Origin of the sequence: Clostridium sp. HCP1S3_C6 (genome assembly GCF_052066735.1) — a bacterium.
GTDB lineage: Bacteria > Bacillota > Clostridia > Clostridiales > Clostridiaceae > Clostridium.
In genome coordinates, this window is the sequence record NZ_JBQHRN010000001.1 from 109110 (window position 1) to 125578 (window position 16469).

Genomic DNA, 16469 nt, shown 5'->3' on the forward strand with positions numbered 1-16469 from the left:
GGAGGAAAATAATGTTTAATAAATTTTTTGATAAATTAAAAACTGGATTATCTAAAACAAGAGATGGATTAACAGATAAAATAAATGAAGTACTTAAACTAGCAGTTACTATAGATGACGATTTATATGATGAGTTAGAGGAAATACTAATAACATCCGATATTGGCATGGATACAACATGTGAAATAATTGACAGACTAAAAGAAAAAATTAGAAAAGAAAAAATAAATGATACAGAAGAAGTAATTCCAACTCTTAAAAAAGTAATAAAAGAAATGATGCTTGAAGGTTATGATGAAGATGAGGACACAAATACTAAAAAAGTTATATTGGTAATTGGCGTAAATGGAGCTGGAAAAACTACATCTATTGGAAAAATGGCAGCTAAGTATAAAAATGATGGTAAAAAAGTTTTGCTTGCAGCAGCAGATACCTTTAGAGCAGCTGCTATAGATCAGCTTGAAGTATGGAGTCAAAGAGCTAGTGTAGATATTGTAAAACAAGAAGAAGGTTCAGATCCTGCTGCTGTAGTTTTTGATGCAATATCTGCAGCTAAAGCTAGAAATGTAGATGTGCTTATATGTGATACTGCAGGAAGACTTCATAATAAAAAGAACTTAATGAATGAGCTTTCAAAAATAAATAGAATTATTGATAGAGAATATAGTGAAGCAAAAAAAGAAACATTGCTTGTTTTAGATGGTACAACAGGACAAAATGCCGTATCTCAAGCCAAACAATTTATGGAGGCATGCCCTATTGATGGCATAATTCTTACAAAACTTGATGGAACTGCTAAGGGTGGAGTTGTTATTTCAATAAAACAGACTCTTAATATTCCAGTAAAATATATAGGTGTTGGAGAAGGTATTGAAGATCTTCAAGAATTTGATGCAGAAAGCTTTGCAGAAGCAATTATTTAATTTTTATATAGCTGTTAAGTAAAAATACTTGACAAGTATATATGCACATGATATTATACTCATTGTGGGTAGGGTGATTACATGGAAAGTATGGAAGATAGAATTAAAATATCACTTTTAATGGATTTTTATGGTCCATTATTAACAGAAAAGCAAAAAGATGTTATGGAATTCTATTATAATGATGATTTGTCTCTTTCAGAAATTGCTGAATTAAATAATACAAGTCGTCAGGCAACATATGATTTAATAAAAAGATGTTATAAATTACTTCTATCATACGAGGAAAAACTTAACTTACTTCAAAAGAGTATAAATCGAAAGAAAAGTATAAAAAATTTTGCAGATGAATTAAAACGTAAATATGCTATAAAAGATGAAGAATATGAAAAAATTATTTTAAAGCTAGAAGATTTGCAATAAGGAGGTTTAATATGGCTTTTGAAGGATTAGCAGATAAGCTTCAAAATACCTTTAAAAAATTAAAAGGTAAAGGAAAATTAAATGAAAAAGATATAAAAGAAGCTATGAGAGAAGTTAAACTTGCATTACTTGAAGCAGATGTTAATTTCAAAGTAGTAAAAAAGTTTATATCAAGTGTAAGCGAAAAGTGTGTTGGAAGTGAAGTGCTTGAAAGTTTAACTCCTGGTCAGCAGGTTGTTAAAATTGTTAATGATGAGCTTACTAAATTAATGGGTGAGAGCGAAGGAAAAATTAATTATTCAAGTATGGGACCTACAGTTATTATGCTTGTAGGACTTCAAGGTGCTGGTAAAACTACCATGTGTGGTAAACTTGCCCTTCAACTTAGAAAGAAAAATAAAAAACCACTTTTAGTTGCTTGTGATATATATAGACCTGCAGCAATTAAACAACTTGAAGTAGTTGGTAAGCAAATAGATATACCAGTTTTTTCAATGGGAGATAAATTACCTGCTGTAGAAATTGCCAAAAGTGGTATAAAACATGCTAGAGATAATGGCAATAATGTTGTTATAGTAGATACTGCTGGTAGACTTCAAATTGATGAAGATTTAATGCAGGAACTTAAAGATCTTAAGGAAGAAATTAATCCAAATGAAATTCTTTTAGTTGTAGATTCTATGACTGGACAGGATGCTGTAAATGTTGCTCAAACATTTAATGATGATTTAGATGTTACAGGTGTTATACTTACAAAACTTGATGGTGACACAAGAGGTGGTGCTGCACTTTCAATTAAAAGTATTACTTCAAAGCCAATTAAGTTTATTGGTGTAGGTGAAAAAATGAGTGATTTTGAAGTTTTTCATCCTGATAGAATGGCTTCAAGAATACTTGGTATGGGAGATGTTTTGTCTCTTATAGAAAAAGCCCAAGAAGCAATAGATGAAAAGGAAGCTAAAAATTTAGCTACTAAAATGATGGGCAATGATATTAATTTTGAAGATTATTTAACAGCTATGGAACAAATGAAAAAGCTTGGACCTATAAATAAGCTTATGGAAATGATTCCTGGTGTAAATAGTGATATGCTTAAAAAAATAGATATGGAAAAAGGCGAAAAGGAACTTGAAAAAGTTAAAGCTATTATTTATTCCATGACAATTAAAGAAAGGAGAAATCCTTCTCTTGTAATTGGTTCAGCTTCAAGAAAAAAGAGAATTGCCCTTGGTGCTGGTACAACAATACAGGAAATTAATAAACTTATTAAAGGTTATGACATGATGAAGAAAAATATGAAGCAAATGAAGTCATTAACTAAAAAATCAAAAAAAGGTTTATTTGGTAAATTACCATTTTAAATAAATTTACAAACTTTTAAAGGAGGTGAAACATAAAAATGGCAGTAAAAATAAGATTAAGAAGAATGGGTGCTAAAAAGGCTCCTTTTTATAGAGTAGTAGTTGCTGATTCTAGAGCTCCAAGAAATGGTAGATTCATAGAAGAAATAGGATACTATAATCCAACTGTAAAACCAGTTGAAGTTAAATTCAACGAAGAAAAAGCTACTGAATGGTTAAAAAAAGGTGCTCAACCTACTGACGTAGTTAAGAGACTATTTGACAAAGCAGGCTTAAACAAGTAATTTTTTGGAGGTGTATAAGCACTTATGAAAGAATTAGTTGAAATTATAGCTAAGTCTCTTGTTGACAATCCAAGTGAGGTAAAGGTTAATGAAGTAGTAAAAGAAGATACTACTGTTTTACAGTTATCTGTTGGAGAAGGTGACATGGGAAAAGTTATTGGAAAACAGGGGAAAATAGCTCGAGCTATTAGAACCGTTGTTAAGGCTGCAGCAATTAAGGAAAACAAAAAAGTAGCAGTAGAGATTATTTAATTATTTAGGGCTGTCTCATTTGAGACTAGCCCTTTTTAAATATATAATAAGGTGTGATTTTTTAATGGATAAATATTTTAGAGTTGGTGAAATTGTAAATACTCATGGATTAAAAGGTGAAGTTAAAGTTAAACCTTTAACAGATGATGTAAATAACTTTAAAAGATATGGTAAAGTTTTAGTTGAGGGTAAGGATTGGAAAGAAATCCAAGGGGTTAAATTTCAAAAAGATAGAGTTATTTTAAAACTTGAAGGTATAGATTCAATAGATGAAGCTGAAAAATATAAAACAAAAAAATTAAGTGTTCTTAGAGATGATGAACCAGAACTTGAAGAAGGAGAATATTACGTTTGTGATTTAAAAGAATGCACTGTATATGACACAAATGGAAATAAGCTTGGAAAGATATATGATGTGTTAAGTACTAAAAATAATGATGTATATTGGATAAAAAAACCTAAAGAATTATTAATACCAGTACTTGAAAATATTGTTGAAGAAGTTAATATGGATGAAAAAAAGGTAATAATTCGCCCAGTAGGAGAATGGATGGATGAAGATTAGCATATTAACACTCTTCCCAGAAATGTTTGATATTTTTAATCATTCAATTATAGGTAGAGCAAGGGAAAAAAATATTATAGATTTAGAATTTTTCAATATAAGAGACTATACTTTAGATAAGCATAAAAAGGTTGATGATTATCCATATGGTGGTGGCGCTGGTATGGTAATGGCAGCACAGCCTGTTGTAGATACAATAAAAAAAGCTAAAGAATCAAATAATGGTAAAGTTATATTTTTAGGCCCAAGAGGAAAAACTTTTAATCAAAAAATGGCTCAAAAGTTTTCTAAAGAAGAAAATCTTATATTTTTATGTGGTCATTATGAAGGTATTGATGAAAGAGCTTATGAATATATAGATGCAGAAATTTCCCTTGGAGATTTTATATTAACAGGAGGAGAAATGGCTGCTGTTCCAATAATAGATTCAATACTTAGATTAATTCCTGGTGTTCTTGGAAAAGAAGAAAGTTTCATGGAAGAATCATATTCTGATGGACTTCTTGAATATCCACAATATACAAGGCCTGAAAATTTTAATGGTGCATTAGTTCCTAAAATATTACTTTCTGGGCATCATGAAAATATAAGGAAATGGAGAAGAAAACAGTCACTTCTTATAACAAAAGAGCGTAGACCAGATCTTTATACAAAGGTTAAACTTACAAAAGAAGATAATAAAATTTTAAAAGATAATACATTATAAAATTTTTGTTGAAATGAAAGCTATTTTATGATAAAATACAATTTGTGCTAGTACGGGCGCTCCTCTGTTAATTAAGCTTTAGCATGAACGTCAAATTATCTTAAGGAGGGAATGCACAATGAACGAAATTTTAAAAGCTATAGAACAAGAACAAATTAGAACTGATTTACCAAGCTTTAATGTTGGTGATAACGTAAGAGTTCACGTTAAAATCAAAGAAGGTAACAAAGAAAGAATTCAAGCATTTGAAGGAACTGTTATTAAGAAGCAAAATGGTGGTTTAAGAGAAACTTTTACTGTAAGAAGACTTGCTTATGGTACAGGAGTTGAAAGAACATTCCCATTAAATGCTCCAATAATAGAAAAAATTGAAGTTACTAGAAGAGGTAAAGTAAGAAGAGCTAAACTATACTACTTAAGAGACAGAGTTGGTAAGGCTACTAAGGTTAAAGAATTATTAAGATAATATAATTTTTTGAATTAGAAGGAATGGGACTTATTTTTTAAGTCCCTTTTCTATTATATAAATTTATTAAGTAATATTGTAAGGAGGATATTTTTATGGCAATAAATTGGTTCCCTGGTCATATGAAAAAAACACAAAGAGAAATAAGAGAAAATTTAAGGCTTGTTGATGCTGTTATTGAAATAAGAGATGCAAGAATACCTAGATCTTCAGCAAATCCTGATATAGATAGGATAGTAGGGGATAAACCAAGAATAATTCTTCTTAATAAATGTGATTTATCAGAGCAAAAGGCTACAAAAGAATGGATAAAACATTTAAATTCTAAAAATGTCAGAGCATTAGAGGTTAATTGCCTTAAGGGAATTGGCGTAAAAAATATTGCACCAGCTTTACTTGAACTATTAAAAGAAAAGCATGAAAGATTAAGGGCAAAGGGAATTGTAAAAATTACAACAAGAGTAATGGTTGTGGGAATTCCTAATTGTGGTAAGTCAACTTTTATAAATAAAATGGCTAGAAATACTATTGCAAAAACAGGAAATAGACCAGGAGTTACAAAAAATAAGCAATGGATAAAAACAGCAATAGGTGTTGATTTATTAGATACTCCAGGAGTATTATGGCCTAAATTTAAGGATGATGAAACAGCTTTAAATTTAGCTTTTACAGGTGCTATTAAAGATGAAATAATGGATATAGAAGATTTAGCTTATAGGCTTGTAGAAAGGCTTCAAAAATTTTATCCAGAGAAACTTATACAAAGATATAAAATTGATAAGGTTTTTGATGATCCATTAGAAACAATGAATGCTATTGCACTAAAAAGAGGTGCTATTATGAAAGGAAGAGAAATTGATTATAATAGAATTTCAGTAATTTTATTAGATGAATTTAGATCTGGAACTATTGGAAATATTACATTAGAAAGACCATAAGAGCTGCTTTTTAAAAGCAGCTCTTAATATTTAAATAAAAAAAACGTTGAATGCAAAACTAACTTCCGTTTTAGCTAGACTATTGTGTTTGCAAGGGTAAAGTCAGTTTTTTAGTTTGTTTTTATAGATAAAATATTTGAAATAAGTTATAATTTTTATAAGATATTAAGTTTCTGGGGTATTTTTTGCATGCTTAATAAGCCTACGGAAATCTTTTGAAAAACTAAGTTCCGTTTGCTAAATTTTTGCAAGATTAAGTTCCGCTGATATTTGTCCTAGAATTTTGATATCTTATTTTTTTAAAAGTGCAGGTTTTAAATGCACTTCATCTGCTGGAATATGTTTAAGTGAAAGTTTTTCTAGCAATGAATTATCTAATAGCATTTGGGCTAGTTTGAATGGTGTATTTCCATTTAAACTAGCCCTTGCTGTGCTGTTAATATGATTCATCATTAATGTTATTTCTTCTTGAGTAAGATCATTGAAAGATCTTCCTTTAGGTAATATATATCTTATATATTCATGATTCTTTTCTACGTGTGGCTTCTGATAAGAAGCCATCGGATTACAATAAAATATTTTAGTTCTTTGTACTCCATTTGAATTCAATTCTAGAGCTAGCGGGTTAGTAAATTCTGATCCGTTATCTGTTAATATAACAGGAAAAGATTGAGAAAAAGTTTCATGACCTAATATTGCATATAGTTTATCTACTGCTTCTTTTACAGCTACTTGACTACAGCTATCTATTATAAATGCAAGCATTAATGAACAACTTCTAAATTGGAAGGTTAAAAGCACCTTTCCACTTCGTGTGCCGTGAACAGTATCCATTTCAACAACTTGTACACCGGGATTTTCTTCAATATATTTTACAAAATCATTGAAGGTTCTATTTACTTTATCTGTTGCATTTTTAATTGTAAAAAATGAAGTTTTTTTTCTTGGCTTATATTTTACTTTCCTTGGTAAATCAATATTTCTAGCTGTAAAAACATTTTTGTCAAAATAATAATATAATGTTCTTTCAGAACAATTAAGTTCATGTTTATGATGTGTAAAAATATGAGATATTGATTGCCCTTTAAATATAAGTGGGGAAATAATGTCATCTATTTTCTTTAAATCTCTAGATGTTATGTTAAGTCCTTCTCTTGATGATACAAGGATTTCTTTATATTTTGATTCTGCAACTTTGGCCTTATAATAACTCTTTTCTGCCGTACACGTAGTGACTTTGTTACATCCGTTACAAACGTATGGATAGCGGCTAAGCTTAGAACATTGCTGGATAGAATAATCTTTACATACTCTGTAGCAATTTATAAAGGTACATTTTTTACATTGTTTACTGCAGTTGTTGTTACATAGATTCATTTTAGTACAATTTCTTCGATGCATACACGGCTTAATATCGTGTTCCTTTCGTTTGCTTGTTTTCAAGAACCTATTTCTCTTAATTTCTTTAGAAACAGTTGTTGGATCTTTTCCAACTCTTTCAGCAATTTCTTTTAATGCATAATTTTCATCGAGTCCATATTCTATAATAAGTCTATCCTCGATTCTAAGATGTTTTCCTTTGCATAAATTTGACATAATTATTCCTCCTAACATGTTTAGGACAAATATCAAATTAATTATATCAAACTCTTTGCAGGACTAACTTCCGTTTTGATTAAAAAGCGGAACTTACTTTTTCAATTTACATAAATAAAAAAAATATATATGATATAATATAAAATATGTAAAATTTATAAAAGAGATGATAATATGGAAAATGTAAATGTATATTTTAACAGATGTTTTACAGATACATCTAAAGTTATTGAAGAAATAGTAAATAATAAAGATAATATAAACTATAAAATTTTTATTTCACATCCAGTAGAAAATAAAAGATTAGAAGCAGTAGCTGATTATTATGAAATAGAACCAGTTTTTGAAAAATCCTCTGATTATGCAAAGTATTGTATAAGTTTTTGCATAGAACACAATATAGATATATTTGTTCCTAGATATAGAGTTGAGGAACTTGTACTTTATAAAGACGATTTTTTGAAAAATAATATAAAAGTTCTTTTTATAGGTAATAATAAAATATATGACCTTTTAAATAATAAGGGTAAAGTTTATGAAAAATACAAGAATTCTTCAATTATAAAAGTGCCACCTTTTAAGGTTATAAGTACTTATAATGAATTTGTAGAAGGATATAAATATATAAAAGATAATGGATTTGATGTATGTATTAAGCCCATAGTGGGAATAGGGGCTGAAGGTTTTAAGGTTATAAAAGAAAATACAAATCCCTTAGATGAATTGGCTTTTTCAGGTTATAAAATATCTTTAGAGCATTTAAAGTACATATTAAAATCAGAAAATAATTTCCCTGAAATGTTACTTTCAGGAGTTTTGCCAGGTAATGAATTATCAGTAGATTGTTTAGCCTGTAAAGGAAAGCTTATTGATGCTGTAACAAGAATTAAAAGTAGCAGATTTGTCCAGACTGTTAAAATAGATAAAACTTTAAATAAGCAAGTAGAAGAAATAACAAAAGAACTAAAATTAGATAATTTATTTAATGTTCAATTTAAAATGAAAGATAATGAAATTTATCTTTTAGAGATAAATACAAGAATGTCAGCAGGTATATTTAAATCATGTAAAATAGGTATTAATTTTCTACATAAAGCAATAATGAAGGAATTAGACAAAGAAATACAAAGTGAAATGGACAAGGTATCAGATGTTAATGTAATAAATGTTGAAAATACAACAGTTGTAAGAATATAGGAGGTAATTATGGAATTTATAAAAGGGCAGAGAGTAAAACTTAAGGATATATTAAAGGGGAATATTTTAAAAATTAATTGTAATATTACTGGAAATTTTAAGGAAGATATGGATGTATGTCTTTTTGGAGTAGATGAAAATGATAATATAAGTGATGATAGATATTTTGTTTTTTATAATCAATTGTTATCTCCTTATGATGCTATAAGAAAAGAAAGCAATAAGGATACTTTTTATATTGATTTTTCAAAAATTCCACAAGACATTAAAAAAGTAGTTTTATGTGTTTCTATAGATAGTAATATTAATACAATGAGTAATATAAATAATGGATTTGTAGATTTTTATGATGATAATTCTAAAATTGGAACTTTTAATGTTACAGCTAAAGATTACTCTAGTGAAAAATCAATTATTTTATGTGAAATATATATAAAAGATAATTTGTGGAGGCTTAACTTAATTGCCAGTGGTTTCTTTGGAGGTCTTTCTGATATATTAAAAAATTATGGTGGGGAAGTAGCAGAAGAAAATAATAATAATAATATGAGTAATAATTTACCTTTATCAACTAAAGATAATGAAAAAAAGGTAGTTTTAGAAAAGAAAGAAAAGATAAAAAAAGTTGTTTTGGAAAAAGCACCTAGGCTTATTGATTTGACCAAAAAGGCTACTGTAGTTTTAGAAAAAAAGCATATTGATAATGTTTTAGCATCTGTTGTTCTTGTTCTTGACAATTCAGGGTCTATGGATTGGCAATATAAAAATGGTGATGTTCAAAGAGCTTTAGATAAGTTACTTCCAGTTGCGCTTATGTTTGATGATGATGGTGTTTTAGATTGCTGGGCTTTTGCAAGTAAGTGTAAGCGACTATCAGAAATTACATTAGATAATATTGATGATTATCTTAACAATGAAGGAAAGGGTTGGAGAAAGTGGATTGAGGGAAGATGGAATAATGAACCTGTTGTTATGAAAGAAATTATAAAAACATATAAAGATAATAGTATACCAACATATATAGTTTTTATTAGTGATGGAGGAGTATCTGAAAGTGCTAAAATTAAAAAACTTTTGCGTGAAGCTTCAGATTATCCTATATTTTGGCAGTTTGTTGGAATTGGTGGAAGAAATTATGGTATATTACAAGAACTTGATGTAATTGATGGCAGAACAGTTGATAATGCTAATTTCTTTTCTATAGATAACATAAATGCTTTATCAGACGAAGAGTTATATGAAAAACTATTAAATGAATTTCCTATGTGGCTTAAAGCTGCTAGAGAAAAAAATATTTTAAAATAATGGAGGCTTTTAAAGGTGGATTTTAATAACATACAAGATATGAGTTTTGCAAAAATTAAAGAAAGAGTATCATTAATAAACATAGATAAAGAATATAATAGTGAAGAATTTTTAAAAATTGTAGAAATACTTAAAAGTGATAAAAGGAAAAATGTAAATTCTTTAGGAGATAGGTTATTAAAATCTAAAAATAAGATCATAGAAGAAATAAAAAGAGTAAAGAAACTTTACGAATTTGAAGAAGGATTTGGAGAATATAAGTATGTGGCAGGAGTTGATGAGGTAGGAAGAGGTCCTTTAGCTGGTCCTATTGTAGCTGCTGCTGTTATACTTAATCATAATTCCTTAGATGAAAATATGATTTTAGGCTTAAATGATTCTAAAAAAATATCAGAAAAGCATAGAGAAGAATTGGCAGAAAAAATAAAAGAAAAAGCTATATCTTATAAAATATCTTTATGTACAAATGATGAAATAGATAAGTATGGCATAGGGTATTGTAACAACAAAGTTTTTTTAGATAGTGTTAATAATTTATCTGTAAAACCAGATTTAGTATTATCAGATGGATATCCTATTAAAAATATTACATTTCCTAATAAAGCTGTAGTAAAAGGCGATACAAAAGCAGCAGCTATTGCAGCTGCTTCTATTATTGCCAAAGTGTACAGAGATAATTTAATGAAAGAGTATGCTATTAAATACAAAGATTATCATTTTGAATCTAATGTAGGCTATGGGTCTAGTGAGCATATAAAAGCAATACACGAAAAAGGAATATGCCCTATACATAGAAAGAGTTTTTTAACTAAAATACTTGAAAAGTAATATTATCTAAAAGCATCTTCTATATAATTAAATTTGTAAGTATTATCAAATTTATTAAATATAATAAAGCAAGCATCATACCTTATATAATAGTTATAAAGATTATTTATATATATGTAGTATGATGCAATTTTTTTTATTGTAAGTTGCTTTTTGTAATTTATACATTCTAAAGTAGAACAGAAGTTTTCAGAAAATCTAGTTTTTACTTCTACAAAAACTAATATATTATTTTTTGTAGCTATAATATCTATTTCTCCATTTTTCTTTTTATAGTTTCTATCTTTTAAAAAATAATTATTTTTTATTAAATACCTTGTGCAAAGATCTTCTCCAAAATTTCCAATTGGTTTGTTATATTCTTTCATATTTCACCTTAAATATTATTTTTTATAAAGTATTCCCTAAATAACAAAAAGTAAACATATTATAAAAAAATTATCCTTGCATTTATTTTGGTGGTATGGTATAAAATAGCTAACACTAGGTAGCTAAAAATAATAGTAAATAAAATATATGGAGGAATAAAATGGGTAACAATCGAAAAGAAGAAATTGTTATGGCAACAATGGAGCTTGCTGCAGAAAATGGTTTGGCAAATGTTTCAATGAGTATGATTGCTGAAAGGATAGGAATAAAAAAGCCTTCTCTTTACAAACATTTTGCTTCAAAAGAGGATATTGTAGAAGCTATGTATCAATGTCTTAGAAATAAGTCGAAAGAAAAAGCTAATATAAAAGCTATAGATTATAATTCCTTATTTGCAGGAAAAACTGCTTTTGAAATATTAAAGCAGATGGTATATGGTTATATTAGAATGACTGAGCAGGAGCAAATGTTTAATTTTTATAAAATCATTTATTCGGAACGAAGTATCCAACCAATGGCTGCCAAAATAATGGCAGAAGAAACTGAAAGAATGATTTTTGTAACTAAACAGCTATTTTACGCTATGGAGGTTCATAAAATACTACATTTTCATAATGCAGATATAAGTGCAGTAAGTTTTGCAATGACAGTACATGGACTTATGGATTATAAAATGGATCAAAGCACAGGAGGGTATGAAGCTATAGGTAATGATAAAAATCTCCTTAATGATTACCTTAAGTGGTTTTGTCAGGAAAATGCAATAGAAAAGTAGAGGAAGTGATTTAAGAAAATAATAATTAAATGGTAAGAGTAATTATTTATAAATAAATTTTTATTTGATTTCCCTTTAAAATAGCAGTATTTGTGGATGACACCATTAGTGTCACGGGTGTGACCCTTAGATTCTTTATCTTTTTTAGTTTTTTTGCTACTTTCAAATTAGCTAAGGCAAAAGAGAAAGGAGATAAAAAAATGAAAAAGAATGGAAAAAGATTATTAATTTTAGGAAGTGTGTTAGTTATAGCATTTGCTATTTGGACATTATTAATTCAGATAGTAGATGTGCAGTCTATTGGACAAAATGGAACTAATGTAGGTTTTGCAACATTTAACTATTGGTTTCATAAATTAACAGGTGTAAGTATGACAATTTATATCATTACTGACTGGTTGGGGCTTGTACCATTATTTGTTTGTATAGTGTTTGGTGGAATTGGATTTGTTCAATTAATTAAAAGAAAGAGTCTTTTTAAAGTGGATTATGATATTATATTTTTAGGAATATATTACATTATAGTGATATTTAGTTACCTTATTTTTGAGGCTATTCCCATTAATTACAGACCAATACTTATTGAAGGATTTATGGAAGCTTCATATCCATCGTCAACAACTCTTCTTGTATTAAGTGTTATGCCAACGCTTATTTATCAAGTTAATTACAGATTAAAAAATGTTGCAGTAAAAAAGATTATTAGTATTTTTGTAATTACATTTTCTTTATTTATGGTAATAGGAAGACTGGTTTCAGGAGTTCATTGGTTTACTGATATTGTAGGCTCAGTTGTGTTAAGTGCAGGTTTATTTAATATTTATAAAGGGGCTGTTTGGTTATGTTACAAAGAAAAGAAGTAATTTGGAGGTTATTATTATATGGAATTTAATGAAAAACTTCAGCAATTAAGAAAAAGTAGAGGACTTACCCAGGAAGAATTAGCAGAAGCTTTATATGTATCTAGAACTGCCATTTCAAAATGGGAGTCAGGAAGGGGATACCCAAGTATTGACTCATTAAAGGAAATATCAAATTATTTTTCAGTAACAATTGATGATTTGTTATCAGGGGATAAATTACTTTCTATTGCTGAAAAAGAAAATAAATCTAGTATCAGAGGTATATGTGATTTATTATTTGGAATTGTAGATTTATTTTCCTTTATACTTGTAGTTTTGCCCCTTTATCCAAAACAAACTGATGGATATATTTTTTCAGTAAATTTGTTTGCATATGCACAAACAACATCCTTTAATTTATTGACTTATTGGATCTTATTTAGTGTCCTTATTGTTATTGGAATTGTAAAGATTATGTTAACACAATTTAAGATTGAAAAAGGACATAAAGTTATCACTAGCATTTCAATGGTGAGTAGTATTTTAACAGTTTTATTTTTGGCATTGACAAGGGAAGCCTATGCTATAACTGTAGCGTTTTTGTTATTAATAATAAAGGGAATATTACTTTTGAAGTATATAAATGTGGGGGATTCTGATTTACATAAAAATTAAATTTGAAAATTTATAAAAATAGAGCTATAATATTAAATTATGGCTCTATTTTTATATTATAACACAAAAAGCAATAAAAGTCAATATATTTTTTGAAAAAGGTGAGATGAAATGAAAGAAAACATTACAAACTTGCAACAAATACTCAGAACTGAAAGGTAAAAAAATTCTCATTAAATTGTATAGAAATCTACGCATTTCCCGTGTGATGAAGTAAAATAAAAGAAAAACTTTGTCTCACAGGAGGGCTTATGGGAAGGAAAGAACAAAGAATTAAAAATAAGTTAGAAAAAAATCCAATAAAAGAATGTCTTAGTATTCAAAAAAAGTTTTATCCAAGACTATTTAATAAATTTAATGAGGTAGCTGATCCACGTAATTCAAGCTATATTGATTATTCAAATCGTGTTATGTTAGGAACATTGCTCGATGAAGGTCTTCAAAAGAAAAATGATAATTATCTTGAAAGGTGCTATAATCGTGGAACAGCTGAGGAATATACAAGATATCACCGAAGCGTTTTAGAAGCGAAAATATATTTTGGAAACAGTCTTATAGCAAGCATAGCAACTGAACCTATTGAAAATGATGCTGAGTATTCAACATAATTTTTTATTTAAATAGATATTTTCAATTAATTGGATAATAACTGTCCGTAGGTCAGGTTATCGTAAAGCACATAATTTTGATTACTGTTATGAGGAAATAGAGAAGAATCTGGGGAAGATGTATGACCCGATTGTGGGTATAGATGTACTCGATAACTGGGATGAGATAACAAGTGTGGTCAATAGATAAGTTGTATTTATTAAAAAAAGCATTCTGAATTTCTCGTAGAAATTTTGTACTATATATGGTATAATGTTGAAATAAATCTAGGTTAAGGTTTATACATATATAAGCAAAAGGAGGAGCGTAGCTTGAGTCATTTACCATTAAACATTCGTGTCCCAATCGAGGAAGATAATCCCAGCATTATTCGTATGGAAGAAAAGTGCATAAAATGTGGTATGTGTAAGGATATATGTACCAGCCAGATTGGTGTGCACGGAACATACACATTAGAGCAGACCTGTGGGGAGGCAGTATGCATCAATTGTGGGCAGTGTGCCAATGTGTGCCCGGTAGACAGTATAACGGAAAAATATGAATATAATTATGTAAAAGAGGCAATCAAAGACCCGGATAAGGTTGTAATAGTCAGCACATCCCCTTCAGTAAGAGCAGCACTTGGCGAAGAGTTCGGTATGCCAGATGGCAGCTTTGTACAGGGTAAGATGGTGGCTTTACTCAGAAAGCTTGGAGTTAATTTTGTTCTTGATACAAACTTTGCAGCCGATTTGACAATTATGGAGGAGGCAAGCGAGTTAATAGAGAGAGTTACTAAGAACACCGCACCTTTGCCACAGTTTACCAGCTGTTGTCCAGCCTGGATAAAGTATGTAGAGACATACTATCCTGAGATGATTCCTAATCTCTCAACAGCAAAAAGTCCAATTGGAATGCAGGGACCAACAATTAAGACATTTTTTGCTAAGAAGAAGGGAATTAATCCAGAGAATATTGTTAATGTTGCACTTACACCATGTACGGCAAAGAAGTTTGAAATTCGCAGAAATGAAATGAACGCTGCAGCGAAATATCTTGGAATTGATGACATGCGTGACATGGATTATGTTATCACTACAAGAGAACTGGCAAAATGGGCCAAGGAAGAAAATATTGATTTTGCCAGTCTTTTAGATAGTGATTATGATGATTTCATGGGCGAAGCTTCTGGAGCTGCTGTTATTTTCGGCAATACCGGTGGTGTTATGGAAGCAGCGCTGAGAACAGCATACGAATATATTACAAAAGAGAAATCTCCAGAACAGCTTTTGAATTTTACACCTGTAAGAGGTTATGATGGTGTTAAAGAGGCAACTGTAAAAATTGGAGAGCTGGATGTAAGTATAGCTGTCATTTATGGAACTGCTAATGCGGGAAAAGTAATTGAAGAAATAAAGAACGGAAATAAACAGTATCATTTTGTTGAAGTTATGACGTGTCCGGGAGGCTGTATCGGAGGCGGTGGACAGCCAAAGAATGTTATGAAGGACAAGGATGAAGTCAGAAAAGCAAGGATTCAAAGCCTGTACACGAAGGATGAGGCAATGATTATCAGAAAGAGTCATGAGAATCCTGATATTAAAAGAGTATATGAAGAATTCTATGGGGAGCCATTAAGTGAGCTGGCTGAAAAAATGTTACACACTTCATATGAAGACAAGAGCGAAATATTAAATAGAAAAGGAGATAAAGAAATGGTTAAATGGGTATGTAGTGTATGTGGATATGTACATGAAGGAGAGCAGCCACCGGAGCAGTGTCCAGTATGTAAGCAGCCGGCATCGGCATTTAAGAAAGAGGATGCAGTATCATCAAAGAGCCAATATGCAGGAACAAAGACAGAGAAGAATCTCTGGGAAGCATTTGCAGGAGAGTCACAGGCCAGAAATAAATATACATACTTTGCTTCTGTAGCAAAGAAGTCCGGATATGAGCAGATTGCAGCATTATTCTTACAGACAGCTGAGAATGAGAAAGAGCATGCCAAGCTTTGGTTTAAGGCGCTAGGAGAGCTGGGGGATACAGCAGAAAATCTTTTACATGCAGCTGAGGGTGAGAATGCTGAGTGGACAGACATGTACGAGAGAATGGCTAAGGATGCAGAGGAAGAAGGATTCACTGAGTTAGCAGCACAGTTTAGAGGTGTTGGAGCAATTGAAAAACTTCATGAAGAGAGATACCGTGCATTGCTTAAGAATGTAGAAGCAATGGAGGTATTTAAAAAGAGTGGAGTAACTATGTGGGAATGCCGAAACTGTGGGCATGTAGTTGTAGGACTTGAGGCACCAGAGGTTTGTCCGGTATGTAATCATCCACAGGCTTATTTTGAAGTAAGAAAAGAGAATTATTAATTAG

19 protein-coding genes are annotated in these 16469 nt (G+C 29.8%); 17 read left to right on the top strand and 2 right to left on the bottom strand.

Annotated elements, in window-relative coordinates:
- Positions 1 to 11 precede the first annotated feature (11 nt).
- The 9 genes from ftsY to ylqF all read left to right on the top strand — a co-directional run bounded on the left by ftsY (position 12) and on the right by ylqF (position 5918).
- The gene (ftsY, locus tag ACTNAO_RS00510) at positions 12 to 923 is read left to right on the top strand and encodes a signal recognition particle-docking protein FtsY (protein ID WP_441027505.1); all 912 of its coding nucleotides are present in this window, start codon (positions 12 to 14) and stop codon (positions 921 to 923) included.
- Between the two features lie 90 nt (positions 924 to 1013).
- Entirely contained in the window at positions 1014 to 1346 is a 333-nt protein-coding gene (locus ACTNAO_RS00515; RefSeq protein ID WP_441027526.1) for a putative DNA-binding protein, read from the top strand.
- Positions 1347 to 1357: 11 nt separating this feature from the next.
- Complete coding sequence (ffh, locus tag ACTNAO_RS00520) at positions 1358 to 2707, top strand: signal recognition particle protein (protein WP_441027504.1); 1350 nt, start codon at positions 1358 to 1360, stop codon at positions 2705 to 2707.
- 38 nt (positions 2708 to 2745) lie between these two features.
- Positions 2746 to 2991, top strand: a complete 246-nt coding sequence (gene rpsP / locus ACTNAO_RS00525) for a 30S ribosomal protein S16 (protein WP_441027503.1) — start codon at positions 2746 to 2748, stop codon at positions 2989 to 2991.
- Between the two features lie 24 nt (positions 2992 to 3015).
- Complete coding sequence (locus ACTNAO_RS00530; RefSeq protein WP_441027502.1) at positions 3016 to 3243, top strand: KH domain-containing protein; 228 nt, start codon at positions 3016 to 3018, stop codon at positions 3241 to 3243.
- 64 nt (positions 3244 to 3307) lie between these two features.
- Complete coding sequence (rimM, locus tag ACTNAO_RS00535; RefSeq protein ID WP_441027501.1) at positions 3308 to 3808, top strand: ribosome maturation factor RimM; 501 nt, start codon at positions 3308 to 3310, stop codon at positions 3806 to 3808.
- Positions 3798 to 4514: a tRNA (guanosine(37)-N1)-methyltransferase TrmD gene (gene trmD, locus ACTNAO_RS00540; protein WP_441027500.1), complete on the top strand. Its 717-nt coding sequence runs from the start codon at positions 3798 to 3800 to the stop codon at positions 4512 to 4514. The genes rimM and trmD overlap by 11 nt, the downstream gene beginning before the upstream one ends.
- A 118-nt stretch (positions 4515 to 4632) precedes the next feature.
- The gene (gene rplS, locus ACTNAO_RS00545) at positions 4633 to 4980 is read left to right on the top strand and encodes a 50S ribosomal protein L19 (RefSeq protein WP_441027499.1); all 348 of its coding nucleotides are present in this window, start codon (positions 4633 to 4635) and stop codon (positions 4978 to 4980) included.
- A gap of 95 nt (positions 4981 to 5075) precedes the next feature.
- A complete protein-coding gene (gene ylqF, locus ACTNAO_RS00550; protein WP_441027498.1) occupies positions 5076 to 5918 on the top strand; it encodes a ribosome biogenesis GTPase YlqF in 843 nt (280 codons plus the stop codon).
- 291 nt (positions 5919 to 6209) lie between these two features.
- Here ylqF and ACTNAO_RS00555 read toward each other — a convergent pair whose 3' ends face one another.
- Positions 6210 to 7514 carry an IS30 family transposase gene (locus tag ACTNAO_RS00555; RefSeq protein ID WP_441027497.1) on the bottom strand — a complete coding sequence of 435 codons (1305 nt, stop codon included), beginning with the start codon at positions 7512 to 7514 and terminating at the stop codon, positions 6210 to 6212.
- 174 nt (positions 7515 to 7688) lie between these two features.
- Between ACTNAO_RS00555 and ACTNAO_RS00560 the strand changes: the two genes are divergently transcribed.
- Genes ACTNAO_RS00560 through ACTNAO_RS00570 form a run of 3 tightly spaced genes read left to right on the top strand, consistent with a single transcriptional unit; the run spans position 7689 to position 10844 of the window.
- Positions 7689 to 8711: an ATP-grasp domain-containing protein gene (locus tag ACTNAO_RS00560; RefSeq protein WP_441027496.1), complete on the top strand. Its 1023-nt coding sequence runs from the start codon at positions 7689 to 7691 to the stop codon at positions 8709 to 8711.
- Positions 8712 to 8720: 9 nt separating this feature from the next.
- On the top strand, positions 8721 to 10016 hold the full coding sequence (locus ACTNAO_RS00565) for a vWA domain-containing protein (protein ID WP_441027495.1): 1296 nt from the start codon (positions 8721 to 8723) through the stop codon (positions 10014 to 10016).
- Between the two features lie 39 nt (positions 10017 to 10055).
- Positions 10056 to 10844, top strand: coding sequence for a ribonuclease HII (locus ACTNAO_RS00570; RefSeq protein ID WP_441027525.1), 789 nt, complete (start codon positions 10056 to 10058; stop codon positions 10842 to 10844).
- Positions 10845 to 10846: 2 nt separating this feature from the next.
- Here the strand turns inward: ACTNAO_RS00570 and ACTNAO_RS00575 are convergent, their stop codons facing one another.
- The gene (locus ACTNAO_RS00575; RefSeq protein WP_441027494.1) at positions 10847 to 11212 is read right to left on the bottom strand and encodes a YraN family protein; all 366 of its coding nucleotides are present in this window, start codon (positions 11210 to 11212) and stop codon (positions 10847 to 10849) included.
- Positions 11213 to 11373: 161 nt separating this feature from the next.
- On the opposite strand from ACTNAO_RS00575, the gene ACTNAO_RS00580 reads away from it, so the two are divergent.
- The 5 genes from ACTNAO_RS00580 (at position 11374) to rbr (ending at position 16465) form a co-directional block, all read left to right on the top strand.
- On the top strand, positions 11374 to 11988 hold the full coding sequence (locus ACTNAO_RS00580) for a TetR/AcrR family transcriptional regulator (protein WP_441027493.1): 615 nt from the start codon (positions 11374 to 11376) through the stop codon (positions 11986 to 11988).
- Between the two features lie 200 nt (positions 11989 to 12188).
- Positions 12189 to 12851, top strand: coding sequence for a phosphatase PAP2 family protein (locus tag ACTNAO_RS00585; protein WP_441027492.1), 663 nt, complete (start codon positions 12189 to 12191; stop codon positions 12849 to 12851).
- A gap of 18 nt (positions 12852 to 12869) precedes the next feature.
- Complete coding sequence (locus ACTNAO_RS00590) at positions 12870 to 13505, top strand: helix-turn-helix domain-containing protein (protein ID WP_441027491.1); 636 nt, start codon at positions 12870 to 12872, stop codon at positions 13503 to 13505.
- Positions 13506 to 13756: 251 nt separating this feature from the next.
- Positions 13757 to 14113, top strand: coding sequence for a hypothetical protein (locus ACTNAO_RS00595; RefSeq protein ID WP_441027490.1), 357 nt, complete (start codon positions 13757 to 13759; stop codon positions 14111 to 14113).
- Positions 14114 to 14488: 375 nt separating this feature from the next.
- A complete protein-coding gene (gene rbr, locus ACTNAO_RS00600; RefSeq protein ID WP_441027524.1) occupies positions 14489 to 16465 on the top strand; it encodes a rubrerythrin in 1977 nt (658 codons plus the stop codon).
- Positions 16466 to 16469: the final 4 nt, after the last annotated feature.

What these genes read in the sequence shown, in the direction of transcription:
- ftsY (WP_441027505.1), top strand. Translation starts at nt 12, where the DNA reads ATGTTTAATAAATTTTTTGATAAATTAAAAACTGGATTATCTAAAACA.
- ACTNAO_RS00515 (WP_441027526.1), top strand. Translation starts at nt 1,014, where the DNA reads ATGGAAGATAGAATTAAAATATCACTTTTAATGGATTTTTATGGTCCA.
- ffh (WP_441027504.1), top strand. Translation starts at nt 1,358, where the DNA reads ATGGCTTTTGAAGGATTAGCAGATAAGCTTCAAAATACCTTTAAAAAA.
- rpsP (WP_441027503.1), top strand. Translation starts at nt 2,746, where the DNA reads ATGGCAGTAAAAATAAGATTAAGAAGAATGGGTGCTAAAAAGGCTCCT.
- ACTNAO_RS00530 (WP_441027502.1), top strand. Translation starts at nt 3,016, where the DNA reads ATGAAAGAATTAGTTGAAATTATAGCTAAGTCTCTTGTTGACAATCCA.
- rimM (WP_441027501.1), top strand. Translation starts at nt 3,308, where the DNA reads ATGGATAAATATTTTAGAGTTGGTGAAATTGTAAATACTCATGGATTA.
- trmD (WP_441027500.1), top strand. Translation starts at nt 3,798, where the DNA reads ATGAAGATTAGCATATTAACACTCTTCCCAGAAATGTTTGATATTTTT.
- rplS (WP_441027499.1), top strand. Translation starts at nt 4,633, where the DNA reads ATGAACGAAATTTTAAAAGCTATAGAACAAGAACAAATTAGAACTGAT.
- ylqF (WP_441027498.1), top strand. Translation starts at nt 5,076, where the DNA reads ATGGCAATAAATTGGTTCCCTGGTCATATGAAAAAAACACAAAGAGAA.
- ACTNAO_RS00555 (WP_441027497.1), bottom strand. Translation starts at nt 7,514, where the DNA reads ATGTCAAATTTATGCAAAGGAAAACATCTTAGAATCGAGGATAGACTT.
- ACTNAO_RS00560 (WP_441027496.1), top strand. Translation starts at nt 7,689, where the DNA reads ATGGAAAATGTAAATGTATATTTTAACAGATGTTTTACAGATACATCT.
- ACTNAO_RS00565 (WP_441027495.1), top strand. Translation starts at nt 8,721, where the DNA reads ATGGAATTTATAAAAGGGCAGAGAGTAAAACTTAAGGATATATTAAAG.
- ACTNAO_RS00570 (WP_441027525.1), top strand. Translation starts at nt 10,056, where the DNA reads ATGAGTTTTGCAAAAATTAAAGAAAGAGTATCATTAATAAACATAGAT.
- ACTNAO_RS00575 (WP_441027494.1), bottom strand. Translation starts at nt 11,212, where the DNA reads ATGAAAGAATATAACAAACCAATTGGAAATTTTGGAGAAGATCTTTGC.
- ACTNAO_RS00580 (WP_441027493.1), top strand. Translation starts at nt 11,374, where the DNA reads ATGGGTAACAATCGAAAAGAAGAAATTGTTATGGCAACAATGGAGCTT.
- ACTNAO_RS00585 (WP_441027492.1), top strand. Translation starts at nt 12,189, where the DNA reads ATGAAAAAGAATGGAAAAAGATTATTAATTTTAGGAAGTGTGTTAGTT.
- ACTNAO_RS00590 (WP_441027491.1), top strand. Translation starts at nt 12,870, where the DNA reads ATGGAATTTAATGAAAAACTTCAGCAATTAAGAAAAAGTAGAGGACTT.
- ACTNAO_RS00595 (WP_441027490.1), top strand. Translation starts at nt 13,757, where the DNA reads ATGGGAAGGAAAGAACAAAGAATTAAAAATAAGTTAGAAAAAAATCCA.
- rbr (WP_441027524.1), top strand. Translation starts at nt 14,489, where the DNA reads ATGGAAGAAAAGTGCATAAAATGTGGTATGTGTAAGGATATATGTACC.